General features: G+C 69.1%; 20 protein-coding genes and 2 pseudogenes. 7 read left to right on the plus strand and 15 right to left on the minus strand.

Going from position 1 to position 24,869, the window contains the following annotated elements:
• Positions 1-38 precede the first annotated feature (38 nt).
• The 9 genes and pseudogenes from ACWDV4_RS21455 to ACWDV4_RS21495 all read right to left on the minus strand — a co-directional run bounded on the left by ACWDV4_RS21455 (position 39) and on the right by ACWDV4_RS21495 (position 10,458).
• On the minus strand, positions 39-2,294 hold the full coding sequence (locus tag ACWDV4_RS21455; RefSeq protein WP_449981549.1) for an Hsp70 family protein: 2,256 nt from the start codon (positions 2,292-2,294) through the stop codon (positions 39-41).
• A 129-nt stretch (positions 2,295-2,423) separates the two neighbouring features.
• Complete coding sequence (locus ACWDV4_RS21460) at positions 2,424-3,251, minus strand: shikimate dehydrogenase (protein WP_449981495.1); 828 nt, start codon at positions 3,249-3,251, stop codon at positions 2,424-2,426.
• Positions 3,252-4,157: 906 nt separating this feature from the next.
• Positions 4,158-4,402, minus strand: a pseudogene (locus tag ACWDV4_RS21465) (shikimate dehydrogenase); the annotation flags it as partial.
• Between the two features lie 20 nt (positions 4,403-4,422).
• A complete protein-coding gene (mltG, locus tag ACWDV4_RS21470) occupies positions 4,423-5,619 on the minus strand; it encodes an endolytic transglycosylase MltG (RefSeq protein ID WP_449981497.1) in 1,197 nt (398 codons plus the stop codon).
• Positions 5,619-6,077, minus strand: coding sequence for a Holliday junction resolvase RuvX (ruvX, locus tag ACWDV4_RS21475; RefSeq protein WP_449981499.1), 459 nt, complete (start codon positions 6,075-6,077; stop codon positions 5,619-5,621). The genes mltG and ruvX overlap by 1 nt, the downstream gene beginning before the upstream one ends.
• Positions 6,078-6,170: 93 nt before the next feature.
• On the minus strand, positions 6,171-8,849 hold the full coding sequence (gene alaS, locus ACWDV4_RS21480; RefSeq protein WP_449981501.1) for an alanine--tRNA ligase: 2,679 nt from the start codon (positions 8,847-8,849) through the stop codon (positions 6,171-6,173).
• On the minus strand, positions 8,846-9,148 hold the full coding sequence (locus ACWDV4_RS21485; protein ID WP_449981503.1) for a hypothetical protein: 303 nt from the start codon (positions 9,146-9,148) through the stop codon (positions 8,846-8,848). Before ACWDV4_RS21485 ends, alaS begins: the two co-directional genes overlap by 4 nt.
• Positions 9,149-9,210: 62 nt before the next feature.
• Positions 9,211-9,675, minus strand: coding sequence for a DUF948 domain-containing protein (locus ACWDV4_RS21490; RefSeq protein ID WP_449981505.1), 465 nt, complete (start codon positions 9,673-9,675; stop codon positions 9,211-9,213).
• A 147-nt stretch (positions 9,676-9,822) separates the two neighbouring features.
• Positions 9,823-10,458, minus strand: coding sequence for a hypothetical protein (locus ACWDV4_RS21495; protein WP_449981551.1), 636 nt, complete (start codon positions 10,456-10,458; stop codon positions 9,823-9,825).
• Positions 10,459-10,718: 260 nt separating this feature from the next.
• Here ACWDV4_RS21495 and ACWDV4_RS21500 point away from each other — a divergent pair, with 260 nt between their 5' ends.
• Positions 10,719-11,357 carry a hypothetical protein gene (locus ACWDV4_RS21500; RefSeq protein ID WP_449981506.1) on the plus strand — a complete coding sequence of 213 codons (639 nt, stop codon included), beginning with the start codon at positions 10,719-10,721 and terminating at the stop codon, positions 11,355-11,357.
• Between the two features lie 99 nt (positions 11,358-11,456).
• Positions 11,457-11,693, plus strand: a complete 237-nt coding sequence (locus tag ACWDV4_RS21505) for a hypothetical protein (protein WP_449981508.1) — start codon at positions 11,457-11,459, stop codon at positions 11,691-11,693.
• 375 nt (positions 11,694-12,068) lie between these two features.
• Here ACWDV4_RS21505 and ACWDV4_RS21510 read toward each other — a convergent pair whose 3' ends face one another.
• The 6 genes and pseudogenes from ACWDV4_RS21510 to aspS form a co-directional block, all read right to left on the minus strand.
• On the minus strand, positions 12,069-13,694 hold the full coding sequence (locus tag ACWDV4_RS21510) for a replication-associated recombination protein A (RefSeq protein ID WP_449981510.1): 1,626 nt from the start codon (positions 13,692-13,694) through the stop codon (positions 12,069-12,071).
• A gap of 151 nt (positions 13,695-13,845) precedes the next feature.
• Positions 13,846-14,055 (minus strand): hypothetical protein, encoded by a 210-nt coding sequence (locus ACWDV4_RS21515; RefSeq protein WP_449981512.1) that lies wholly within the window; start codon positions 14,053-14,055, stop codon positions 13,846-13,848.
• Positions 14,056-14,105: 50 nt separating this feature from the next.
• The gene (locus ACWDV4_RS21520) at positions 14,106-15,416 is read right to left on the minus strand and encodes an MFS transporter (protein ID WP_449981514.1); all 1,311 of its coding nucleotides are present in this window, start codon (positions 15,414-15,416) and stop codon (positions 14,106-14,108) included.
• A gap of 164 nt (positions 15,417-15,580) precedes the next feature.
• Positions 15,581-16,156, minus strand: a pseudogene (locus ACWDV4_RS21525) (helix-turn-helix domain-containing protein); the annotation flags it as partial.
• Between the two features lie 163 nt (positions 16,157-16,319).
• Entirely contained in the window at positions 16,320-17,144 is an 825-nt protein-coding gene (locus tag ACWDV4_RS21530) for an SDR family oxidoreductase (RefSeq protein ID WP_449981516.1), read from the minus strand.
• A gap of 105 nt (positions 17,145-17,249) precedes the next feature.
• The gene (gene aspS, locus ACWDV4_RS21535) at positions 17,250-19,079 is read right to left on the minus strand and encodes an aspartate--tRNA ligase (protein ID WP_449981518.1); all 1,830 of its coding nucleotides are present in this window, start codon (positions 19,077-19,079) and stop codon (positions 17,250-17,252) included.
• Positions 19,080-19,300: 221 nt separating this feature from the next.
• Between aspS and ACWDV4_RS21540 the strand changes: the two genes are divergently transcribed.
• The 5 genes from ACWDV4_RS21540 to ACWDV4_RS21560 all read left to right on the plus strand — a co-directional run bounded on the left by ACWDV4_RS21540 (position 19,301) and on the right by ACWDV4_RS21560 (position 24,811).
• On the plus strand, positions 19,301-19,933 hold the full coding sequence (locus ACWDV4_RS21540) for a DUF998 domain-containing protein (RefSeq protein WP_449981519.1): 633 nt from the start codon (positions 19,301-19,303) through the stop codon (positions 19,931-19,933).
• Positions 19,934-20,147: 214 nt separating this feature from the next.
• Positions 20,148-21,086 carry an SGNH/GDSL hydrolase family protein gene (locus ACWDV4_RS21545; RefSeq protein ID WP_449981521.1) on the plus strand — a complete coding sequence of 313 codons (939 nt, stop codon included), beginning with the start codon at positions 20,148-20,150 and terminating at the stop codon, positions 21,084-21,086.
• Positions 21,087-21,195: 109 nt separating this feature from the next.
• Positions 21,196-21,720: a PadR family transcriptional regulator gene (locus tag ACWDV4_RS21550; protein WP_449981523.1), complete on the plus strand. Its 525-nt coding sequence runs from the start codon at positions 21,196-21,198 to the stop codon at positions 21,718-21,720.
• Positions 21,717-22,436: an ABC transporter ATP-binding protein gene (locus ACWDV4_RS21555; protein ID WP_449981525.1), complete on the plus strand. Its 720-nt coding sequence runs from the start codon at positions 21,717-21,719 to the stop codon at positions 22,434-22,436. The genes ACWDV4_RS21550 and ACWDV4_RS21555 overlap by 4 nt, the downstream gene beginning before the upstream one ends.
• On the plus strand, positions 22,433-24,811 hold the full coding sequence (locus ACWDV4_RS21560) for an ABC transporter permease (RefSeq protein WP_449981527.1): 2,379 nt from the start codon (positions 22,433-22,435) through the stop codon (positions 24,809-24,811). The genes ACWDV4_RS21555 and ACWDV4_RS21560 overlap by 4 nt, the downstream gene beginning before the upstream one ends.
• The last annotated feature ends 58 nt before the right edge of the window (positions 24,812-24,869 follow it).

Genomic DNA, 24,869 nt, shown 5'->3' on the forward strand with positions numbered 1-24,869 from the left:
GCACCGGTCACACCGTCCCGCCCTGCGGACGACCACGGTCAGGTGCCGAGCTTCCACCGCCGTACGGTTTCGTCGGTGCTGCCGCTGGCGAGGGTCCTGCCGTCGGGGCTGAATGCCACGCTGGTGACGTACCCGGCGTGCGTGAAGGTGGTGGTGGTCTTGCGGGTCGCTACGTTCCACAGCCGTACGACTCCGTCACGGCCGGCGGTGGCAAGGGTCCTTCCGTCGGGGCTGAACGCCACGTCGCCGAAACCGTCGGGGCCCCGGAGGGTGGCGGCGGCCCTGCGGCCGGCCACATCCCACAACCGCACGGTGTCGTCACCGCTGGCGGAAGCCAGGGTCTTCCCATCCGGGCTGAACGCCACACTCTCGACCATGTACGTGTGGCCGGTGAAAGTGGCGATGGGGTTGCCGCTGCTCACCTCCCACAGCCGTACGGTGTAGTCCCAACTGGCGGAGGCGAGGGTCTTGCCGTCCGGGCTGAATGCCACGCCGTCGACGACGCCGTCGTGACCGGTGAGGGTAGCGGTGGATTTGCCGGTAGTCACGTCCCACAGTTGTATGGTCCGGTCACTGCCGGCCGAGGCGAGGGTCTTCCCGTCGGGGCTGAACGCCACGGTGCTGACGAAGCCGGTGTGGGTGAGGATGCCGGCGAATCCTCCGGTCCTCACGTCCCACAGCCGCACGGTGTCGTCACCGCTGGCGGAAGCCAGGGTTCTACCGTCCGGGCTGAACGCCACGTCGAAGACGCTGTCGGTGTGACCGGTGATGACAACCTTGGTTGCTCCGGTACCGGCATCTCGCAGCCGCACGGTGTTGTCGTTGCTGGCCGTCGCGAGGGTCTTACCGTCCGGGCTGAACGCCACATCCTGGACAGTGTCGGTGTGGTCCGTGGGGGTGGCAGTGGGGGTGGCCTGCGGCGAATTCTGGCTGGTGGGGGTGGCGGTGGCCGGCGGGTTCTGGTCGGTGACGGTGGCCTGCGGCTGACCGCCGGCCCGATCCGGTCGCTCGGCGGGCAGAAAGATCCACAACCCGGCGACGATCACTACTACCAAGGCAGCGGCACCGGCGACGACGGCTCGGTCGCGAGGGGTTCGGGGCCGCCAACGATTGGCTTGGTGGGCGTTGCCAATGGTGGGGCTGTCCATCGGGGGTGCTGAGGTCCCGCTCGCCAGGGGTGCCGGGGTCGCGCTTGTCGGCCGTATCGGGGTCGCTTGGGCCGAGGGCGCCGGGGTCGCGCTTGTCGGAGGAGTGGGTTCGGCCGACGGGCGGGTGGCCTCGGTGAGGGCATGGAGGGCGCCTTCGGCGACGACGAGTTCGGGGTGGTCGAGGGCGGTGGGGGCGATCCGCAGGGTGCGGTGCAGCAGGGACGCGACGAGGGGTACGCGGGAGGAGCCGCCGACCAGGAACACCCCGACGATGTCTTCCCTGGGGATGCCGGCGTCGCCCAGAAGCGTGGTGGTGAGTTCGGTGGTGCGGTCCAGATGGGGGCGGGCGGCGGTTTCGAACTCGTCCCGGGTGAGGTGGATGACGGTGTCGACGAGCGGGATGTGCAGGTCGGCGGTGACGTGGCGGGACAGTTGTTCCTTCGCGGCCCGGGCGTCCCGCCACAGCGATTGGTGGGCACGTTGGTCGGCGGGGGTTTGCGGCCAGTTCAGCCGCCGCCATGCGTCGGTGTTTTCCGTGGTCAGCGAGCGGGCGTGGGCAACGATCACGGCGTCGAGGTCAAGACCGCCCACGTCGTCGAGGCCGGCGGTGGCCACCACCTCAAGCCCACCCCCGGTACGACGGACGATGCTGACGTCGCAGGTGCCGGCACCGAGGTCATAGACGACAAGGCACTGCCCCACCGACAGATCCCGGCCGAGGACGTCGGCGAAGTAGGCGGCCGCAGCGACCGGTTCGGCGACGAAGCGGCATTCACCGAGTTGCGCCCGATCGGCGGCGGCGGCCAGGACACCCAGTCGCGTACGGCTCCATCCGGCGGGATGCGTGAACACCACCTCACCTGGTGGGCCGCCGGCCACCCGACGCGCCTCGGCGCTCACCCGAGTCAGCACCGAGGCAATCGCGTCGGTGACGGCCACCTCCCGCTCGGCGAGCCAGATCACCCCGTCGTCGATACGCCGTTTCGGGTTGGGTTCAAAACCGGCCGGGTCGGTCAACGCGGCACGTTCCGCATCTGCCCCGGTCAGCAGTGGCGTGTCGCCTGGTCCAGCGAACACCCCGGACGGCAGTAGCGGCGACGCGTCGAACAGCAACGGCTTCGCCCGCCCGTCCGGACCCGACAACATCGCCACCGTTGAAGAGGTACCGAAATCGACACCGAGCCGATATCCACCCATCGCCACACGATTACCCTAGGGCAGGGCTTCAATATCCCCTCGACCCACGAATATCGATCCGAGACCGGGGAGCATTCCTCAGTTGGTGGCGCGACCGGCCAGTAACGCCGTACGCATCTGCGACACCGGAGCAGCAACGCCGGTGAACAGCTCGAACTGGCCGACCGCCTGGGCCAGCAGCAGGTCGAGACCGGAGACGATCCGGCAGCCGGCGGCAGCCGCCGAGGCGGCGAGCGGGGTGGGCCACGGGTCGTAGAGGGCGTCGAAGTAGACCGTCTCCGGTCGCCAGGTGACCTGACCGGCCAGCGGATCGGCCACGCCCTTCGGCACGGTCGAGATCACCACATCGGCGGTGGCATGGACCGGGGCGTCCGACCAGGCCGCGCCGGAGAGCGGTATGCCCAACGCGGCAGCGGCCGGGCGCAGCTCGTCGATCGCCTCGGGCCGGCGGGCCACCACGGTCAGCCCGGCCGCCTTGAGCTGCGCGGCAGCGGCCAACGCGGCCCGGGCGGTGCCACCGGCACCGAGCACGGTGACCATCACACCGTCAGCCACCCCCGCCTCGGTCAGCACCCGGACCATGCCGCCGACGTCGGTGTTGTCGGCGTACCAGGAGCCGTCGGGGCGGCGTACCAGGGTGTTGGCGGCACCGACGGTGGCGGCGACCGGCGCGACCTCGTCGGCCACGTCGAGCGCCACCTCCTTCAGCGGCATGGTCAGCGACAGCCCGGCCCACTCCGGGCCGAGGCCAGCCACCAGATCCGGCAGCTCGGCCTCGGCACACTCGATCGCCACGTACGACCAGCCGGCGAGCCCGGCTGCCGCATAGCCCGCGTTGTGGATAACCGGCGAGAGCGAGTGCCCGATCGGCTTACCCAGCACCGCCGCCCGACGCAGCTTCGTCATCTCAGACGATCCCATTCGCATGACGCGATAATAAAGCCCATCAGGCATACCCCACAGGAGACCAACCGCCGAAGTTCCATATTTTGCATACATACCGCTATTCGAATAGCGGTTGGAACCAAACAGATTTCCACAAAACCCAGAGCCTATCCACAAAGCTAGTTCACTCCACGCAATAGGCACGGTACCCCCGGATAACCGGCGAGGCAACGATAACCCAGACTCACAACACAAGCAACCCCTTGCAGTCTGATCAACACATGTGGTTACATAAATGCACGTCCAAGAACGGAGGAGATGTGCGTCTACGAAAACTGGGAGTTGTCGCCTTAGCCGGCGCTCTCATCTCTCTCGGAGCATGGATTCAGCCCGCAGCTGCAGCCAGCACCCTAAACGCTGGAGCAACCCCAAGCGCTGGTAACGACGGCGTCAGAATTCGCACCGGCCCCGGCTCCACCTATACCGCGATAGCCCAAATGGGGCAGGGCCAGTGGGTGACCTGCTGGTACCCAGCCACTGGTGACTGCAATAAGGGCAGCACAGGCGTCACAACTGGCGACTCCTACACCTGCAATGGCGTCACAAGCAATAAGTGGCTGAAGGTTGGATACAGCCTCACCCTTCGATACGTCGCGCTAGGCTGTATACGAATCTCCCAAATCCCACCCGGCGCTGACGTCGTCGGCGACTAGCATCGCAACCTTCCATGGATGCGGTAAGCGTGAGTTTACCGCATCCACGGTTCCCGCATCTACAATTCGCAAGCGCAGATTCTTTCAACTTGCAAGTCGCTAAGCAACAAAGGCGATGGACGCAGCATCAGATTAAAAACAATAACGAAAGGCACGTCTGCCTGCCACACCCTGCTCCCGACAAGTATGAGAGATCGCCGATGCAGGTCGTACAGGTGTTGGCGGCACCGACGGTGGCGGCGACCGGCGCGACCTCGTCGGCCACGTCGAGCGCCACCTCCTTCAGCGGCATGGTCAGCGACAGCCCGGCCCACTCCGGGCCGAGGCCAGCCACCAGATCCGGCAGTTCGGCCTCGGCACACTCGATCGCCACGTACGACCAGCCGGCGAGCGCCGCCGCCGCATAACCCGCGGTGTGGATCACCGAGACAGTGAGTGCCCGATCGGCCTACCAAGCACCGCCGCCCGACGCAGCTCCGTCACGGAATGACTCCGGCCTTCCTCGCCTTGTCCTCGTTGCGCTGGTGCTGCTCATAGGTCTCGGCAAACTCGGAGTGGCCCTCCTTGTCGATCGCCACGAAGTACAGCCACTTGCCGGGCGGCGGGTCCATCGCGCCCTGCAACGCGTCCTTGCCCGGGTTGTTGATCGGCGTCGGAATCATGCCCCGCAACTTGCGGCTGTACGGGCTCTTCTCGTCGAGCAGTTCGGATTCGGTCATTTGCCCGGAGGTCTTGGTTTCCTTACCGATGGACTCCAGGTAATAGTTGACTGTGACATCCATCTCCAGGCACTTGCAGGGGAAAGTTTCGCTGTAGGCCCGGTTGTAGGCGACCCGCGCCACCTTGCCAAGGTCGTCCTTGTTCCCTGCCTCGGCCTGCGCCAACGACGCCACGATCAACGCCTCGTACGGGCTGATTCCGCCCCGCTTGGCCTGCACCTCATCGGCGAACTTCATCTCACCGGTGACAGTCAGGAAACGGTTGACCATCTCCTTGAGAATGCCCTCGGCGGTTGGGTTCGGCGGAAACTCGTAGGTGTCCGGGAAGAGGAAACCCTCGACCGACCGCAACTCCTTCTTGCCGTCGGTGCGCTTGAACCACCAGTCCGGCACGCCAAGCGCAATCGGGTCCTTGGCTGCCGCCTCGAACTCGGCAATCGGGATCTTGGTCTGCTCTGAGAGCACCTTGAAGGTCCCCTTGACGGTCCGCCCCTCCGGGACGGTGAACCCCTTCACGATCTTGTTCTTCAGGTCGAGCAGGAGGCTGAGCGCCGTCTCGCCACTCATTTCCTTGCGCACCTTGTAGAACCCCGGCTGAATACCCTGACTGCGGGAGTTGCCGTCGGCGGCCTTGATGAACGCCTTGGCGCTCTTGACCGCGCCGGCCTCGACCAGAGTGTTGGCAATGTCGGCGGCGAGGTCACCCTGCTTGACCTCGATGATCACCTCGCCGGTGCCGCCGCCCTCGTAGTCCGGCGTCATGAAGTAGCCCTGGAATCGGTCGAAGCCGTACCAGCCGACCCCACCCAGACCGCCCAGTAGGACGAGCACCATCATCAGGGCGAAGACCGTCTTGCCGCGCCCGCCGCGCTGCTTCTTGTTTCGCTTGCGCTGCGCGCTGCGCCGATGTCGGCCCTTGTCCGACTCGTCGAAAGCGAGCTCAAGTTCGTCGATCATCACGTCCGCCTCCGCTGCGCATCCAGCCAGCTCTGCAGAATCTCCACTGCGGCCGCCTGATCGACCACCGCTCGTTGCCGCCGTCCTCGTACGCCCCGCTCGGACAGCCTACGAGATGCGACAACCGTTGACATCCTCTCGTCTACAAGAACCACCGGTACGGGGACGATGGCCTCCGCCAGTCGGTCAGCGTACGCCTTGACGTGCGCCGCAGCCGGCCCGTGCCCGCCCGCCAGGGTCACCGGTAGGCCGACCACCACTCCGACCGCCTCGTGCTCGGTCACGAGTCGGGCGAGTTCCCGAATGTCGGCCGGAAGTACGTCGTCAGCGGCGGTCAGGTCCCGAGGCAGGGTCACCAGGGGCGTGGCCAGAATCGCGTGCGGATCGCAGATGGAAACCCCGACCCGGACCTTTCCGACGTCGACACCTAGTCGCACTCCAGGCGAAAAGTCGCTCAATCCGTACCATCCAGAGCTGAATACGATCTAGGGCAAATCATTGTGGACCAGATCCAACCACAATGATTTGCCCTAGATCAACCAGACCGAAGGTCACGCCTCGGAAATTGCCTTCTCGACCGTGATCAGCAGGTTCGGCGCCTCGGTGGCCGGCAGGCCACCGCCCTGGGCCAGGTCGGCGTTGCCGCCACCCCGACCGGAGAGCGCCGCCTTGACCAGGACCGCCGCCGACAGGCCGCGCGACTTGGCCGCCGCGTTCACCGCCACCACCAGCGACGCCTTGCCGCCGGAGCGGGCCGCCACCGCCACCACCGCCGGCCGCGCCGGGTCGATCTTGCCCCGGATCTCCTGCGCCAGGGTCCGTACGTCGTTACCGGCCGCGCCCTCCGGCGCCTCGGTGCCCACGTACGCGGTGCCCCGCACATCCTTGGCCTGCGCGGCGAGCGCCGCCGCACCGCCGAGGACCATCTGGGCGCGCAGCTTCTCCAGTTCCTTCTCCGCGTCACGCAGCTGCGCCACGGTCTGCTCCACCCGGTCAGCCACCTGCTCACTCGGCACCCGGTACAGCTCGGCCAGCCGGGACACCAGCAGGTGCTCCTTGGCCAGGAACCGGAACGCGTCGATGCCGACCAGCGCCTCGACCCGACGTACGCCGGAACCGATCGACGCCTCGGAGAGGATCTTCACCAGGCCGAGCTGGCCGGAGCGGGACACGTGCGTACCACCGCACAGCTCCCGGGCGTAGTCACCGACCTCGACGACCCGGACCTCCTCGCCGTACTTCTCGCCGAAGAGCGCCATCGCGCCGAGCCGCCGCGCCTCCTCCTGGCTGGTGATGAAGGCGTTCACCTCCAGGTCGGCCAAGAGCACCTCGTTGACCTGCTGCTCGACGTCGGCGAGCACGCTCGGCGACACCCCGGTCGGGGTGTTGAAGTCGAACCGCAGCCGGCCCGGGGCGTTCAGCGAACCGGCCTGGGTCGCCGACTCACCGAGGAAGTTGCGCATCGTCTGATGCACCAGGTGGGTCGCGGTATGCGACCGGGAGATCGCCTTCCGCCGCGTGATGTCGATCTCCGCGAACCCGGTCTCCCCGGTACGGACCTCGCCACGCACCACCCGCGCCCGGTGCACGATCAGCCCCGGGATCGGCTGCTGCACGTCGAGCACCTCGACCTGCCCGCCGCCCACCGAGATCAGCCCCAGGTCGGGCTGCTGACCGCCGCCCTCGGCGTAGAACGGGGTGGCGTCGAGCACCAGCTCGACCATCTCCCCCTCGCCCGCCGCCTGCACCGCGCCGCCGGCCGCGAGCACGGTACGCACCCGAGACTCCCGGGACACCTCGGTGTAGCCGGTGAACTCCACCGGACCGCCCGCGTCGAGCGCGCTGCGGTAGGCGGAGAGGTCCACGTGACCGGTCTTACGCGCCTTCGCGTCGGCCTTCGCCCGGGCCCGCTGGTCAGCCATCAGCCGGCGGAAACCGTCGGCGTCGACCGTCAGCCCCTGCTCGGCCGCGATCTCCAGGGTCAGGTCGATCGGGAAGCCGTACGTGTCGTGCAGCTGGAACGCCTTGTCACCGGAGAGCGCCGGCTTATTCGCCGACTTGGTCTCGGCGATCGCCGTGTCCAGGATCGTCGTACCCGCCCGCAGCGTGGACAGGAACGCTTCCTCCTCCGCGTACGCGTACTGCGAGATCCGCTGGAACTCTGTGGCCAGCTCCGGGTAGGAGGGCGACATGCAGTCGCGGGCCACCGGCAGCAGCTCCGGCAGCGCCGGCCCCTGCCAACCGAGCAGCCGCATCGCCCGGATCGAGCGGCGCATGATCCGGCGCAGCACGTAGCCCCGGCCCTCGTTGCTCGGAACCACGCCGTCACCGATGAGCATCAGCGCGGTGCGCACGTGGTCGGCGACCACCCGCAGGCGTACGTCGTCCGGGTGCGACTCGCTCGCCACCTGGCCGGAGTGCGCGCCGTACCGCTTGCCGGTCATCTCGGCGGCGCGGCTCAGAATCGGGTGCACCTCGTCGATCTCGTAGAGATTGTCGACGCCCTGGAGGATGGAGGCCATCCGCTCCAGGCCCATGCCGGTGTCGATGTTCTTGGCCGGCAGGTCACCGACGATCCGGAACTCCTCCTTGCTCCGCACATCGGTGATCTCGTACTGCATGAAGACGAGGTTCCAGTACTCCATGTACCGGTCCTCGTCGACCTCCGGCCCGCCCTCACGGCCGTAGGCCGGGCCCCGGTCGTAGAAAAGCTCGGAGCAGGGACCGGCCGGGCCGGGAATGCCCATCGACCAGTAGTTGTCCTTCTTCCCCCGGCGCACGATCCGCTCGGCCGGCACCCCGACCGAGCGCCAGATCTCGTACGCCTCGTCGTCGTCGAGGTAGACCGTCGGCCAGATGCGCTCCGGGTCGAGCCCGAAACCGCCCTCGCCGACACTCTTGGTGGAGAGCTCCCAGGCCAGCGGAATCGCCCCGGCCTTGAAATAGTCACCGAACGAGAAATTGCCGTTCATCTGGAAGAACGTGCCGTGCCGGCTGGTCTTGCCGACCTCGTCGATGTCCGGCGTACGAATGCACTTCTGCACGCTCGTCGCGGTGCGGAACGGCGGAGTCTGCTGCCCGAGGAAATAGGGCACGAACTGCACCATGCCGGCGTTGATGAACAGCAGGTTCGGATCGTCGATGGCGGGCAGCGGAGCCGAGGGCACCACGGTATGACCGTTGGCCTCGAAATGCGCCAGGAAGCGCCGCTTGATCTCCGCTGTCTTCACCGCTGTCCCTCTCCAAATATCTGTCGATCGCCGATGCGCGGGTCCTCGCGTAGCTCAGCGAACTGGTCGTCGAACGCGACCCCCTCGGCGAACGCCTCGTGGATCTGCTGTTCGCGCTCGGCCATGCCATCCCGAACGTCTGCCCAGAAGCTACGCAACTCATCGACTGCCCCGCCAGCCGATTCCTGTAGTGACGTGGCGATGCCACCCGGGGTGTACGCCTGGGCGGTGCGGGTCAGCTTCCGGACGACCAACGCGCCGACGGCGAGCCCGACGCCCAACCACAGCAGCCGCTTCATGGCCTCATCCTTCCTCCATGCCGGAGTGCCGCACCCAGCGGGTACGCCACACCCGGGCGGTTTCAGTTGGCGGTGCCCCGCTTGGCGGCCCGACGCTGCTGCTTGAGCGTGGCGCGTACCTCACGCTCGTCCTCGGCGTTGCGGCGGGCGGCGGTGGCCCGCCGTACGCCGTACCCGAAGGCCGCGACCTTGACCAGCGGGTTCGCCGCCGCAGCGGAGACCACGGTGGTCAGGTTGGCGATGTTGGCGGTCACGTTCTGGGCGTGCCCGGTCATCGTGTCGAGCTTGGCCAGTTGGATGTTGACCCCGTCCAGCGAGGTGTGGACCTGCGTCACGGCGATGTTCATGTTCTCCACCGTCGTGTTGACGTTGTGCAGCAGCGGGCCGGTCTGGTCGTTCAGGTCGTTGATCGTCCGGGTCGCCGCATCGACCGTGTGCCGCAACCGCAGGATCGGCACAGCCAGCACGAGCACCAGCATCAGGAATGCCCCAGCCGCGACGAGCGCAGCGATCTCTCCAGCTTGCACGCCTGTCTCCTCCACCCACACAGTCTCGAAGTACGCGACCGGGCCCGGTCGGGCCCGGTATCGTGGCTGCGCGGCAGTCGGTCACCGACCGCCAAACACCCCACTTCGCGTCACCGACAGACCCTACCCTCTGTGATCGCTGCCGGCTCAGGACGGTGAGGGTGTCAAATCGCCCAGTGGATCGTCGCTATAGACCGGATCCGGGTCCACACCGGTAAGCGAAGGGTCGGTGCTGGGCCTCGGGCCGGTCCGATCGTCGGCGATGGCGTTCCGCACCTTGATCGAGACCAGGGAACCCGTGCACTCCGCTGCCGGAGGCGCTGCCCCCTCCGTTGGCTCCACCGCAGGGGCGTCCGGGGTGGCTTCGATGGCACAGGTGGCGTCCCGGACCCACAGGTCGAGCGTCAGTTCGTCACGCTTCCAGCAGGTGTACCGGCCGGGCAGCTCCGTCCGCACCGGCTGGTCCGGGCAGAACTGCACCTTCCACGGTTGCCAACCCTCTGCGGCCAGCGCCTTCTCATAGACCGGTGCTGTCTCGGCCGTAGCCCGCTCGGACTGCGCGGTGCGTTCCCGATAACGGCATTCCTGTAGACACCACCGACTGCCGCTGACGTCGTCGACCGTCTCGACCGCCGCCCAGGCCGGCACGTCCAACTGATCCAGTGAGTTGAACACCGGATCCCGCATAGCGGCCCGAACACCGAAGTAGAGCGGCAGCGCAGCGAGCACCAGCAGGCTGATCATGACCACCACGGTGACCCGTACCCGTCGCCGTTCGCGCATCTGGCGACGGATCTCGGAGCGGGCGACCCGCAGCGTCCCGAGCCCGGTGGCGGGGCGGGTCTCGTCGGTCCTCTCCTCGTCTGCCGGCACCGCAGGCAGAGCCGTCCGCCCCGGACGCGGGTCGGCGTCGGGCCCGCTGCCGGGCGGTCCAGCCAGATCTGGGCGGGCACCTCCGACACCGGTTGCGGCCGGAACGGATGCGGCGGCCCGGGTAACCGGTCCCGGCCCAGCCGGGCGGGGCACCGGGACAAGATCGCGGGGTGGGGCCGACTCACGCGACGGTACGGGTCCACCCGGTCGTGCCGCGCCTACGGCTGCGGCACCACGCGGTGGTACGCCGGGCGGCACAGGTCCGCCCGTCGGCGCAGGTCCGCCCATCGACACGGGCCCGCCCGGCGGCACCGGACCTGCGGGACGCGCCACGGTCCGGCCACCGGCTGGACCGTCCAGCCTGTCCGGTCCAGGGCCCGGTGCCGACGATCGAGCTGGCGGGGACGGCGGGGCCGGCGGAGCTACCGGACGCGACGCAGCTCGCCCCTGCCCTGGCGGCGGAACCCGACCAGGCGGCGGGACCGAACCGGATGCTGGGACCGGACCGGATGGCGGCATGTCAGGCGGCGGAACCCGACCAGGTGACACTGTGTCGGGCGGCACTGCGCCGGCAGGTGGAGCCGGGCGGACACGGCCGGGTGTCGACCGGCGATCCGACGGCGGCACCGGGGCGTGCCGGCCAGCTTCGTGGTCCGCCGGCGGTCGGGCCGGGTCCCGGTAGGCCGGGAGGACACCAGTGGCACCCGGATCCTCGGGGCGGGGCACCGGAGCGGCGCGGCGCGCCGCGCTCGGCATCGGCGCGGGCCCTGGCGGTCGGGGGTTACCCGTGCTCGGCACGACCGGGGTGATGGCCGTCGCGTCCGACGCCGGACCCGGCCGGGCGTCGGGGAGCGGCGCAGCAGCATGCCGGGCATCGGGGAGCGGCCCAGCAGCATGCCGGGCGGCAGATGGCGGCGGACCGGCAGGCACACGGCCGGGCGGCGGAGCTGCGGCCGGCGACGGCGGACCGGCCGGAGGAGCTATGGGTGGCGGCGGACCGGCAGGCACACGACCAGGCGGCGGAACTGCGGCCGGCGACGGCGGACCGGAGACTGGCCGACCGGGCGGCGGACCGGCAGGCGTACGGCCAGGTTGCGGAACTACGGGCGGCGGCGAACCGGCGGGCGACCGACCAGGAGGGGTGACTTCGGGACGGCCCGCCGGCTCGCCGATCGGGGGCGTGGCGACACCGGCCTGCCGGCGACCAGTGCCGGCCTCCGGCAGGCTGCCCGGTCCAAATTCCCCGCCGGGAGGCGCAGCCTCGACCGGACGGCCAGCAGGCGGCTGTGGTGGTCTCCCCATGGTCGGCGCCTCCGGCAGCCCGCCGCCAGCCGCTTCCGGCCCCAGGTCGGCGCGCTGCTGTTTGGCCGTACGCAGGTCGGCGATCCAACCAAGTTCTTCGCCGCTGACCGGCTCCTCGGTAGGGCCCTCCGACCTGCCCCGACCCCAGCGTCGTCCCTTGGCCGGTGGATCCCGCCGCTCGTCGGGGCCGTTCTCGGGCCGATCGGAACCGCGCGATCTCACTGATGTTCCTCCCCGGCAGGCACCCTGCCGCTGTCGTCTGTTCTCCGGTCGTCCATCAGGTCCGTACTTGTCGAACCCGGACGGCCGACCGCCGATACGGGGTCCTTTCCGTTCGCTGGCACACCCGTTTCAACATCATCCACTGTCGCCACAGTCACCCGACCGGTGGCCGGCTCGGTGGCGACAGGCTGGCCGTTAGCGATCTCGGTGGCCGGCACGCGGCCGTTGCTCGGCTCGGTGGCCGAGACGGGAGCTGGTTCCCCCCGGACGATGCGCCGTAGCAACGGGAGCCGGGCCGCGACCTCCCGCTCCACGCCGTGACCGGTGGGACGGTAGTACTCGATCCCGACCAGGTCGTCCGGCGCGTACTGCTGGGTGACGATGCCACGCCGATCGTCATGCGGGTAGCGGTAGCCGGCACCGTGCCCCAGCCCACGGGCGCCGGGATAGTGCGCGTCCCGCAAGGTGCGGGGCACCGACCCGCCGCGCCCAGCGCGTACGTCGGCAATGGCCGCACCGATCGCGGCGGTCGCCGAGTTGGACTTGGCGGCCGTGGCCAGGTGGATCACTGCCTGGGCCAGGTTGAGCTGGGCCTCGGGCAGGCCGACGTACTCGACGGCGTGGGCGGCCGCGGTCGCCACGGTCAACGCAGTCGGATCCGCCATGCCGACGTCCTCACTGGCGAAGATGACCAGCCGGCGGGCGATGAACCGGGCATCCTCACCGGCCACCAGCATCCGGGCCAGCCAGTGCAGCGCGGCATCCACGTCGGATCCACGCATGCTCTTGATGAAGGCGCTGATCACGTCGTAGTGCGCGTCGCCGTCCCGGTCGTAGCGGACAGCCGCCACGTCCACGGCCTGCTCGGCGGTTGCCAGGTCGATCCGGCCTGACCCCAGGGCCACGGCCGAACCGGACGCCGCCTCCAGCGCGGTCAACGCCTTGCGTACGTCGCCGCCGGCGAGGCGTACCAGATGGTCTTCGGCCTCGGTCTCCAGCGACACCGCCCCACCCAGGCCGCGCTCATCGGCGACCGCGCGGCGCAGCAGGGACCGGACCGCCTCGTCCCCGAGCGGCTGGAGGGTAAGCATTACGCACCGCGACAGTAGTGGCGAGATGACCGAGAAGTAGGGGTTCTCGGTGGTCGCCGCGAGCAGGGTGATCGTCCGGTCCTCGACCGCCGCGAGCAGCGAGTCCTGCTGGGTCTTGCTGAACCGGTGCACCTCGTCGATGAAGAGCACGGTGGGCATCGCACCTACCCGCCGAGCGCGCCGGGCGGCCTCGATCACCGCGCGCACGTCCTTGACCCCGGCGGTGAGCGCAGACATGGCCACGAAACGGCGGTCGGTCGCCCCAGCCACCAGATGCGCGATGGTCGTCTTGCCGCTGCCTGGCGGCCCCCACAGGATCACCGACATCGGTGTCGAACCGCTCACCAGCTGGCGCAGCGGAGCACCCGGTGCCAACAGGTGCTCCTGGCCGACCAACTCGTCCAGGCTGGTCGGGCGCATCCGTACCGGCAGTGGCGAGTCCGCGTCGGGGGCGTTGAACCCATCGATACCGCTGGCTGCGCCGGGCGAGCCACCGGGGTTGCCGAGGGTGAACAGGGCGTCGGACTCCATCAGGAAGACAGTACCGGCCCGGTGTCAGGTGCCGAAAATTCGCTGAAATCGGGCCGGAGGTGGCTGGCCGGCCGACCGGGCAAGCATGGCCTGGCCGGCCGGCCTCGCTATGTGTGCTTCTCCGGTGGCTTGCTGTCCCTGTCCTGCGAGGTCAGCCCCGCCCCGGGCGGCGGCCCCGATACCAGCGACGACCGCTGCCGGCCGTACCGTGGCCGACGCCGCCCAGGTGCAGGGCGAGCAGCAGCAGCCCGATCAGGGTGAGGGTTTGCCAGTTGAACAGGTCCGGGGCACCAAGATTGCTGTTGAGCAGGTCCAACAGCAAGGTGAAGCCGAAGACGACAGCAGCGGCGATGGCAAGCATGTGGCCCTCCAGTGGGGGTATCCGGCAGGTCCATCCGGATGTACCCAACGTCACTGTCCGTCAATCTCCATGTGGGCTCCTCGACCGGTGGCCGACGCGGAGCAAGGGCGGGGTTCGGCCGGCTCGACGGCCTGCCTGCTCCGCCATGCCGGCAGATAGAGCGGCGCGGCGAGGGCGAGCACACCGGCTCCGACGAGCATGGCGATGCTGGTGGTGGTGGCCCCGGCCAGGGCGGTCAGGGTCACCCCGCCGAGCGAACCGGCCGGCTGGGCCACCATCGAGTTGAGCGACACGACGCTGGTGCGGTACGGCCCGTCGACCTGGCGATGCAACAGACCCATGTGCAGTGGGTTGGAGGCTCCATGCGTGACGTAGCAGGCGAGGTAGGCGGCGATCAGCCCGATCGGGCCGGCAATCAGCGCCATCCCGACGACGGTCGCGCCCTGGAGGATGCGCAGCAGCGCCGCCGCCGGGGCCACGCCGATCCGGCGGCTGACGAACGGGACTATGGCCGCACCCGCCGCCGAGGCCACCCAGGCCGCCGAGCCGGCTGGGCCGAGCAGGGCCGCCGCCCGGTCCGGGTCACCGACCACCTCGGCCAGCCGGACCGGCAGCAGCGACTCGAAGGTGACCATCCCGAAGCCCCAGAACAACTCCACTGCGACCAGCGCGAGCACGATCCGGGACCGACGCAGCAGACCGAAGGCACCCGCGATGGCGCTCGGCACCTGCCGTACGGAGGTACGCAACGCCGCGATGCCCTTCGCCGGCCGTACCTCGACCAGCAGCAGCATCAGCGCGATCAGCGCGGCGACCTGTAGGCCGACGGCCACCAGCACCGGCACGGTCAGAGCGCCGACCCCGCCGAGCGGGCCGAGCGCCACCAGTCCCCCACTCAGCAGCGCGCCGGCTCCGATGGCCAGGCCGAGCACCGTACCGCCGTGGCTCAGCCCGCGTTCGATGTCCGCATCCGGGTCGGCAGCGAGCGCGGCGTCGACGTACCAGGAGTCGAGCGGGCCGCTGTCCAGGGCCCGGTAGATCCCCTGAAGTATGAAGACCGCCAGGAAGAAGCCGACTGTCTGGGCAACGGAGAAGAGCGCAAGCGACGCCAGGTTGATCACCGCGGCCGCGATCAACAACGGCTTTCGGCCCAGCGCGTCGGCCAGACCGGCGGTGGGCAGTTCCAACACGAGTACGACCAGGCCCTGAACGGCGACGACCATGCCGAACTGGGCGATGGACAGTCCACGCTCCAACATGAGCAGGACCATGATCGGGATCAGCAGGCCGGTGGGCAGCCAACGCAGGCCGTGCAGGATCAGATAGCGACGGTGGACCTGACGTACGGTGAGCGCCGCCATCAGTCCTCCACCTGCCCGTCTGCCGTCGCGTCTTCGGCCTTCCCCGGCCCACGATCGGGTGCTCCGGCCTTCCCCGGCTCCCGGCCGGGCGTTCCGGACTCTTCCGAGCCACGGTCGGGCGTTTCGAGCTTCCCGGGCGCTCCGGGCTTCCCCAGCGTCACGCGCGGGAAGCTGGCAAAGAAGACCGCCACCTCCTCGGTCGGCTGGTCATCGGTGGAGCGGGCCGCCTCGTTGTGGTAGCGCACGATCACCTCGGCCAACTCGTCGTTGAGCGCCCGCAGGCGTTCGGCAGTGAGCCGAAGGCTGTAGTCGTTCTGCGAAGCCGCGTCCTGCCACTCCCGGGGCATCTGGTGCTGCGCTGACCGCCACTTGGCCGCCTCTTCGGCGAAGGCGGTCACCTGGTATTCGGCGAGCCAGTCCAGTGCGGCCTGGTCGTCCGGATGGTCGGTGAGCCACCAACCGTGGTTGGCATGCGCCGCCCGCCAGAAGCGCTGCCGACCAGCGCCCCGGCCCGGCTCCTCGACCACCAACCCGACCTCGGCGAGTTGGCGCAGGTGATAACTCGTCGCGCCGGTGTTGGTGTCGAGCACCTGGGCCAGTCCGGTGGCGGTGGCGGGCCCGTCGAGGCGCAGTGCGCTCAACAGCCGGGAGCGCAGCGGGTGGGCGAGGACGCGGAGTTGTCGACTGTCGAGCCAGACCTCGGGCTGACGGTCACCAGCCGGTCGAGTAGACGTTGCCATGGATGCACAATAACTGTGCATAGAATCTGTGCACAAGTTTTATGCATGACCGTGGGCCGATGATCCATGTGATCGTGCGCGATACGCTCCTGCGGTGTCCGATCCAGCACCATGGCTCGCCGCTGCCCCTCTGGTGACGCCACGCCTACGGCCACCCGAACGGTCAGGGTCGGGACAGAAACTCGCTGACCGCCTTTAATCGGGTGGTCAGCAGCGCGGTAGCCCGACCACAGTCGAGCCGTACCTGAGGCGGGCGCACAAGACCCGACTCGGCGATGGTGGTGGTCCGCATCCGGGCCGGGTCGAGACCATGGGCGCGGGCCACCAGCAGCCCGAACTCCACCCGGCTGACCGCCTCCGGGCCAGCCACGTTGATCAGCCCCACATGGTCGGACTCGACCAACTCGAGCACCGCCGTTGCCAGGTCGTCGACCGAAATCGGGCAGCGGATCTCGTCGGCGAAGAGGGCGACGCCGTTTCGCTGGGCAATCGCATCGAGGCAGAGTTGCACCTGCAGGCTCGCCGCATCACCAACGATCACCGAGGTACGCACCAGCGCGGCGCTCGGATCGACAAGTCGTACGGCGGTCTCGGCGGCCGCCTTCGCCGCCCCGTACGGGAAGACCGGGGCGGGTGGCTCGTCGTCGAGGTAGGCAGTGGAGCGTCCCCCGTGTACGGCGTCACTGGACAGGTGCACCAGCCGGGCACCCGCCTCGGCGGCGGCGAGCGCCACGTGGGCGGCTCCGTCCGCGGTGACCGCCCAACTGGCGTACTCGGAGGCGCAGTTGACGACGGCCCGGGGCCGCAGGGTGCCGATCAGCGCGCCCACGGCAGCCCGATCCCGTACCTCCAACGGCCGCCAGTCCACACCCTCGACCGCACCCGGTGCCCGGTGGTACGTCCCGACCACCCGCTGTCCCGCCGCAAGCGCCCGGCGACACACCTCACCCCCGAGGTGTCCACTCGCCCCGACCACCAGCAGCGTCACCGGCCCCTACCTCTCAGACCGTGTTGATCAAGAGATTTACGTCAGGTGGACACGTGCCGCGTGACGCAAATCTCTTGATCAACGGGGAAAGACGGGGCGAGTGGGTCAGGAGGGTTCGACCGGGGCGGAGACGCCGGCGGTGCCGGTGTGCACCGGCGGTACGGGCGGCTTGGGCTTGGCGTCGACACCGGCCTCCGTACGCTGCTGCGCGGTGATCGGCGTCGGCGCACTGGTCAACGGATCGAACCCGCCCCGGGTCTTCGGGAAGGCGATGACCTCGCGAATCGAGTCCGCCCCGGCCAGCAGCATGCAGGTCCGGTCCCAGCCGAAGGCGATGCCGCCGTGCGGCGGCGGGCCGTACTTGAACGCCTCCAACAGGAAGCCAAACTTGTCGTTCGCCTCGTCCGGGGTGATGCCCAGCAGCTCGAAGACGCGACGCTGCACATCGGCCCGGTGGATACGAATCGAACCGCCGCCGATCTCGTTGCCGTTGCAGACGATGTCGTACGCGTAGGCCAGCGCCTCGTCCGGCGCGGACTCGAAGCGGTCCAGCCAGTCGGCGTTCGGCGAGGTGAACGGGTGGTGCACGGCGGTCCAGCCACCCGCTCCGCCGGCTCCCTGGTCGGAGACCGGCTCGAACATCGGCGCGTCGACCACCCAGCAGAACGCCCAGGCGCTCTCGTCGATCAGCCCGGCCCGCTTGGCGATCTCGATCCGGGCCGCGCCGAGCAGTTCCTGCGCTTCGCGACGATTGGTGCTGGCGGCGAAGAAGACCGCGTCACCCGGCTTGGCCCCGACCGCGTCGGCCAGCCCGGCCAGGTGTGCCTCGGACAGGTTCTTGGCCACCGGGCCACGAGCCTCGCCGCTCTCGGCGTCCAGCACCACGTAGGCCAGGCCCCGGGCACCGCGCGCCTTGGCCCAGTCCTGCCAGCCGTCGAGTTCCTTACGCGTCTGCGAAGCGCCGCCCGGCATCACCACCGCACCGACGTAGCCGCCCGCGTCGATCGCCCCGGCGAAGACCCGGAACTCGGTGCCGCGCAGGTAGTCGGTCAGCTCGGTCAGCTCGACGCCGTAGCGCAGGTCGGGCTTGTCGGAGCCGTACCGGTCCATCGCGTCGTGCCAGGTGATCCGGGGAATCGGCAGGCTGATCTCGTGCCCGGCCAGCTCCTTCCAGAGCGTGCCGACGATCGCCTCGCCCAGCTCGATCACGTCGTCCTGGGTGACGAAGGACATCTCAATGTCGAGCTGGGTGAACTCCGGCTGCCGGTCGGCCCGGAAGTCCTCGTCCCGGTAGCACCGGGCGATCTGGTAGTAGCGCTCCATGCCGCTGACCATCAGCAGCTGCTTGAACAGCTGCGGGGACTGCGGCAGGGCGTACCAGGTGCCGGGCTGGAGGCGTACCGGCACCAGGAAGTCCCGCGCGCCCTCCGGGGTGGAGCGGGTCAGCGTCGGCGTCTCGATCTCCAGGAAGTCCCGGTCGTGCAGCACGTTGCGGACCAGCTGGCTGGCCTTGGAGCGCAGCCGCAGGGCGGCGGCCGGGCCGCTGCGCCGCAGGTCGAGGTAGCGGTACTTGAGGCGTACGTCGTCGCCGGCCTCGATCTGGTCGTCCACCGGCAGTGGCAGCGGCGCCGCCTCGGAGAGGATCTCCAGTACGGTGGCGGTCACCTCGATCTCACCGGTGGCCAGCTCCGGGTTCTCGTTGCCCTCGGGCCGGCGGGTCACCTCACCGGTCACCCGGACACAGAACTCGTTGCGCAGGGCGTGCGCGGACTCCATCTCCTCGCGGAACACCACCTGGACCACGCCGGAGGCATCGCGCAGGTCAACGAAGATCACGCCGCCGTGGTCGCGTCGGCGTGCCACCCAGCCGGCGAGCGTCACCGTCGTGCCGGCGTCCGTTGCGCGCAGGCTGCCGGCGTCATGGGTACGGATCACGGAAAGCGTCTCCTCACGGGTACCGAGCGTCCGGATGGCCCGCGTTGGTCGCGGTCCCACCGGAGTACGAGTGCTGCCCCGCATTCTGTCAGGGTGGTCCGGCGTTCGGTCAGGACGGGCCGGACAGCCGGCATCCCGCACCGGTCAAAGCACCGTTCTGGAACGTGCCGGGTTCCCGGATTTCGAACCACCCGACTCTTAGGTGACCATACGGTTACCGCGTGCGACCTCCGCCATGGTGGACGTTACCGTCGGCTGCCGCCGCACCGGTGCTGCTCTTCGCCGGCTGGACCGTGGCAGGTGAACGGCAGCCCGACGGCTACAACGGGGTCAACGACACGATCAGCGAACTCGCCGCGAACGGTGCCGCCGACCGCTGGATCATGAACGTCACCCTGCTGGCCGTCGGCCTCTGCTATGTGGTGACCGCCGCCGGCCTGCGCCCGGTGCCGGTGACCGGCCGGGCCATCCTGGCCATCGGCGGGATCGCCACCATGCTGGTCACCCTGTTTCCGCAACCCGAGGCGGGCCCCTCCGATGCCCACGGGGTCACCGCCTCGATCGCCTGCCTCTCGGTCGCGATCTGGCCGGCCGGGGCCGTACTGGTGGGGCGCCCGACCGGGGTACCCGTGAGCAGCCTGGTCTGGGCGCTGCGACCACCGGTGGCGCTGGCGGTCACCGGGTTCCTGCTCGTACTGGTGGGTTGGTTCGCGCTCGAACTTCAGTCCCGTGGTTCATGGATTGGTCTGTCCGAACGGATAGCCGCCGGCACTCAGGCGTGCTGGCCAACGGTCGTGGTGTTGGCGACCCGCCGCGTGGCACGTCGTTCGACCGCCGTCGCCGACGTGCGATAGCCAGCGCCCAAGCGCGCCAGTCGGCATCCGAACGCTCGCCAGTCAGCGTCCGAACGCGCACCAGCCAACACGTCGAAACCAGCAGGGCCTTCGTGTACGCGTAAGGACCATTCGCGTACGGGGCGAGGATTATTCGCGCACACGAGATCGAATACAACCGATTGAATGCTAATTCTCCCCACCCTCGACAGCAGCCGACCAGCGGTTGTAACAAGTGATTGACGTCTATACGATCCCGGCCACCGGAGCTCCGCTCCCCCGGTCCTACCGCGATCCGGAGGCCACCATGCCGCTCGCTCGACGCAGCCGTCTCCTCCCCATCCTCCTCTCCGCCGTCACCGCAGCCGCCGCACTGGCCGCCGCCCCCGCCAGCGCCTCCCCGGCAGCTGGCCCGGCAGCCGCAGATCCAGGTCCCCCGCCCAGTTCGATGGCGAGCCTGGGCGACTCGATCACCCGGGGCTTCAACGCCTGCGGCTGGTACGTCGACTGCACCTCCCGCTCGTTCAGCACCGGCGACGACTCCTCGGTCAACGGCCACTACCCGCGCATCCGGGCGGTCAATTCCGCCATCAACGGCCGCAACCACAACGACGCGAAGTCCGGCGCGAAGTCCGCCGACATGGCTGGCCAGGCGAGCACCGCGGTCTCCCAGGGCGTCGGGTACGTCACCATGCTGATCGGCGCGAACGATGCCTGCACCAGTTCCGAGTCGAGCATGACGTCGGTGACCACGTACCGGGCCAACATCGACGCGGCGCTCAACCAACTGAAGTCGGGCCTGCCGAACGCCAAGGTCTACCTGATCAGCATTCCGGACGTACACCGGCTGTGGTTCGTCGGCAAGGACAGCTCGAGCGCCCGAAACACCTGGTCGTTGTTTGGCATCTGCCAGTCGCTGCTGGCCAACCCGACCTCCACCGCTCAGGCTGACGTCGACCGTCGCGCCCGGGTACGTCAGCGGGTCGCCGACTTCAACACCCAGCTCGCCCAGGCGTGTGCGGCATACGGCGCCAACTGCAAGTTCGACGGCAACGCGGTGTTCAACTACCCATTCACCCTCGGGCAGCTCTCCGGCTGGGACTACTTCCACCCCAACGCGAGCGGCCAGCGGGTGCTCGCCGATGTGTCGTACGCCGCCGGCTTCGGCTGGTAGCCCCCCACCCGGACACGGAAACTGACACCCGATCCAGATAACACCTGCTCAACAGCTATACGTGAGGCGTATACACGCGGTGTATACGCCTCGCGTATAGTCCTTCGACATGTCAGTCGGACACACCTTCCTCGGGCTCCTGGAAGCCCAACCCCGACACGGCTACGACCTCAAGCGCGAATATGACGAACGGTTCGCGCACAGCCGCCCACTGCACTACGGCCAGGTCTACTCGACCCTGGCTCGGCTACTGAAGCAGGGACTCGTCGAGGTCGACGGGGTCGAGCCCGGCGGCGGGCCGGAACGCAAGCGCTACACCATCACCGCCGCCGGCATCACCGACGTGCAACGCTGGCTGTCCCAGCCGGAGAAGCCGGACGCCTACCTGCAGAGCACCCTCTACACCAAGGTGCTACTCGCCCTGCTGACCGGCCGAGGTGCCGTCGAACTCCTGGACACCCAGCGCGCCGAACACCTGCGTCTCATGCGCGAACTCACCCGCCGCAAGGCCGGCGGTGACCTCGCCGACCAGCTCATCTGCGACCACGCGCTGTTCCACCTGGAAGCCGACCTGCGGTGGCTGGAACTGACCACCGCACGGCTCGACCAACTCGCTGCGACGGTCCGCGGATGAACACCTCACCCCCACCGGAGTACGACGTGCCCACCACCACCCCGCTGCTCGCCGCGACCGACCTGCACAAGGCGTACGGGTCCACACCCGCCCTGGCCGGCGCGTCGGTACACATCGCGGCCGGCGAGATCGTCGCCATCATGGGCCCGTCCGGCTCGGGCAAGTCCACCCTGCTGCACTGCCTCGCCGGCATCGTTCGGCCCGACTCGGGCCAAGTGCACTACCGGGGCCAGGAGTTGTCGGCAATGTCCGACCGGGAACGCAGCGCGCTGCGTCGGGGCGAATTCGGGTTCGTCTTCCAGTTCGGCCAACTCGTACCGGAACTGACGTGCCTGGAGAACGTCGCCCTGCCGCTGCGGCTCGACGGCGTCAAGCGCAAGGAGGCCGAACGGCGGGCCCTCGACTGGCTCGACCGGCTGGAGGTCACCGACGTGGCCGCCAAACGGCCCGGTGAAGCCTCCGGTGGGCAGGGCCAACGCGTCGCGGTCGCCCGGGCACTGGTCACCGAACCCCGAGTGGTCTTCGCCGACGAACCCACCGGCGCGCTCGACTCGCTCAACGGCGAGCGGGTGATGCAACTGCTCACCCAGGCCGCCCGACAGACCGGTGCCGCCGTGGCCCTGGTCACCCACGAAGCACGAGTGGCGGCGTACTCCGATCGGGAGATCGTGGTCCGCGACGGCCTCGCCCGGGACACCACGCTGGTGGCACCGTGACCCGCGCAAACGACCCGACGTACCGGCAACCGGGCGTAGTTCGTTGGACCCGGGAGCTGCTGCTCGGGGCCCGGATGGCCGCCGCCGGAGGTCGCGACGGCCTGCTCCGCACCGGGATGGCCGCCGTCGGAGTCGGCTTGGGTGTCGCGTTGCTGCTGCTGGCGGCCTCCCTCTCGACCATGATGGACGGCCGCTCCGACCGGGCCGCCGCGCGTAACGACCTGCATTTCAGTGCGGAGCAACCATCGGCCTCAGCGGCCACACTCCTGATCGCCGAGGCCGGCACCCACTACCGGGGCAGGTCCATCCGGGGTCGGATCCTGCAGCCAGAAGGCCCGCAGGCCCCCATCCCGCCCGGCATCACCCGACTGCCCGGTCCGGACGAGTTGCTCGTCTCCCCCGAGCTGGCCGAGCTACTGACCTCCCCCGAGGGAACATTGCTGCGCCCTCGACTGCCGCAGCCCGTCGTCGGCATCATCGACGACGCCGGACTGAGCGAGCCCAACGAGTACACGTTCTATCTCGGCAGTGACCAGCTCAGTCACGGTGGTGCGGTAATCCGGATCGACCGGTTCGGCGAATTCGACGCGGGCCCGGACGAGGGCCTGGACCCGGTGCTCCTCCTGCTGGTAGTGATCGCGTTCGTCGTACTGCTGCTGCCGGTCGCGGTCTTCATCGCCACCGCGATCCGCTTCGGCGGGGCGCAACGCGACCGTCGGTTGGCCGCCCTTCGCCTGGTCGGCGCGGACAGCGGGATGGCCCGGCGGATGGCAGCGGGCGAGGCGCTGTTCCTGTCCGCGCTGGGACTGGCCGCCGGGGTCGCCTTCTTCCTCGTCGGCCGGCAGTTCATCGAGCTGATCACCCTGCAGGGGCTCAGCGTCTTCACCGAGTACGTCCGGCCGGACCCCGTTCTGGCCACGTTGATCCTGCTCGCCGTACCGGCGGCGTCGGTCGGGGTCACCCTGCTGGCGTTGCGTCGGATCGTCATCGAGCCACTGGGAGTGGTCCGCAAGTCCGGCGGGGTCACCCGTCGGCTCTGGTGGCGGCTGCTCCTGCCGGTCGTCGGCGCCGGGCTGCTCATTCCGCTGCTACGCGGAGTCGGTCAGACCGGGGGCACGTTCAATCAGACCCAGGTCGTCGTCGGCGTCCTACTGCTGCTGGTCGGCGTGACCGCGCTGCTGCCGTGGCTGGTGGAGAAGGTGGTACACCGGCTACCCCGCAGCGGTGACCTGTCCTGGCAGTTGGCGGTGCGCCGGCTGCAACTCGACAGCGGCACCTCGGCCCGAATGGTCAACGGAATCGCCGTGGCGGTCGCCGGCGGCATCGCACTACAGATGCTGTTCGCCGGGATCGCGGACAACTACACCCGGTACACCGGGCAGGACGTCACCCGCGCCCAGGCCATGGTCCACCTGGATGGTGCCGACCAGGACACGGCCCGGACGACCACCCAGCGGTTCACCGCGCTTTCCGGCGTCACGCCCGTCGCCAGCCTCGCGCACACCACCCTCCGGACCGCCGGCTCCACGCCCGAGCCTGATCAGGACCAACCGACCAGCATTCTGTTCATCGGCGACTGCCTGTCCCTGGCCGAGTTGGTCACGTGGGACCGCTGCACCGACGGCGACGTGTTCGTCGTACCGCCGGAACAGCCGGAAGTCACCGGCGAGCCGATTCCACCGGCTCCCGGACAGCCGATCGAGATTCTCAGCTCGCGCGACTCGACGTACCGGAGTTGGACGGTGCCAGCCGACGCGCGGACGGCCATCCCCCGGCCGGACCCGGTGGGACGGTTGCACTCCGGGATCCTGGCCACCCCCGGCGCGGTCGAGGCGGCCCGGCTGTCGAAGCTGGACCTGACGGTCTACCTACGCCTTGACCCGGCCGCTCCAGACGCCATCGAACTGGTCCGCAACGCCGCAGCTGGCATCAGCCCGCTGGCCCGCGTCAGCATTTTCCAGGAGAGCGAAGCGACCAACCGATTCGCCAGCATCCAACGCGGGTTGTACGTCGGCGTGGTGGCGACCCTGTCGCTGCTGGCGCTGAGTCTGCTGGTCGGCACCCTGGAGCACCTACGGGAACGGCGTCGACTGCTGGCGGTGCTGGTTGCCTTCGGCACCAAGCGCAGCACGTTGAGCTGGTCGGTGCTCTGGCAAGCGGCCATCCCGGTCCTGCTCGGACTGCTGCTGGCGGTCGTCATCGGCACCGCACTCGGTGCGGTCCTGCTGGAGATGACCAGCGAGCGGGTACGCCTCGACTGGCCGAGCATCCTCGGCATGTCCGGTCTCGCGCTGTCGGTCGTACTGCTGGTGACCGGGCTCAGCCTGCCGGCGCTGTGGCGGCTGCTGAAGCCGGACGGCCTCCGCACCGAATAGATGTTAGGAAGGGCCCCTTCCTATCGCTTTTTGCATAGGAACTGCAGTTTCGGAGTTT

This window comes from Micromonospora sp. NPDC003197, assembly GCF_053590565.1.

Coding starts and splice junctions, on each gene's coding strand:
- ACWDV4_RS21455 (WP_449981549.1), bottom strand. CDS start 2,294: ATGTTGTCGGGTCCGGACGGGCGGGCGAAGCCGTTGCTGTTCGACGCG.
- ACWDV4_RS21460 (WP_449981495.1), bottom strand. CDS start 3,251: ATGACGAAGCTGCGTCGGGCGGCGGTGCTGGGTAAGCCGATCGGGCAC.
- mltG (WP_449981497.1), bottom strand. CDS start 5,619: ATGATCGACGAACTTGAGCTCGCTTTCGACGAGTCGGACAAGGGCCGA.
- ACWDV4_RS21485 (WP_449981503.1), bottom strand. CDS start 9,148: ATGAAGCGGCTGCTGTGGTTGGGCGTCGGGCTCGCCGTCGGCGCGTTG.
- ACWDV4_RS21495 (WP_449981551.1), bottom strand. CDS start 10,458: ATGCGCGAACGGCGACGGGTACGGGTCACCGTGGTGGTCATGATCAGC.
- ACWDV4_RS21505 (WP_449981508.1), top strand. CDS start 11,457: ATGGCGGCGGACCGGCAGGCACACGGCCGGGCGGCGGAGCTGCGGCCG.
- ACWDV4_RS21510 (WP_449981510.1), bottom strand. CDS start 13,694: ATGGAGTCCGACGCCCTGTTCACCCTCGGCAACCCCGGTGGCTCGCCC.
- ACWDV4_RS21515 (WP_449981512.1), bottom strand. CDS start 14,055: ATGCTTGCCATCGCCGCTGCTGTCGTCTTCGGCTTCACCTTGCTGTTG.
- ACWDV4_RS21520 (WP_449981514.1), bottom strand. CDS start 15,416: ATGGCGGCGCTCACCGTACGTCAGGTCCACCGTCGCTATCTGATCCTG.
- ACWDV4_RS21550 (WP_449981523.1), top strand. CDS start 21,196: ATGTCAGTCGGACACACCTTCCTCGGGCTCCTGGAAGCCCAACCCCGA.
- ACWDV4_RS21555 (WP_449981525.1), top strand. CDS start 21,717: ATGAACACCTCACCCCCACCGGAGTACGACGTGCCCACCACCACCCCG.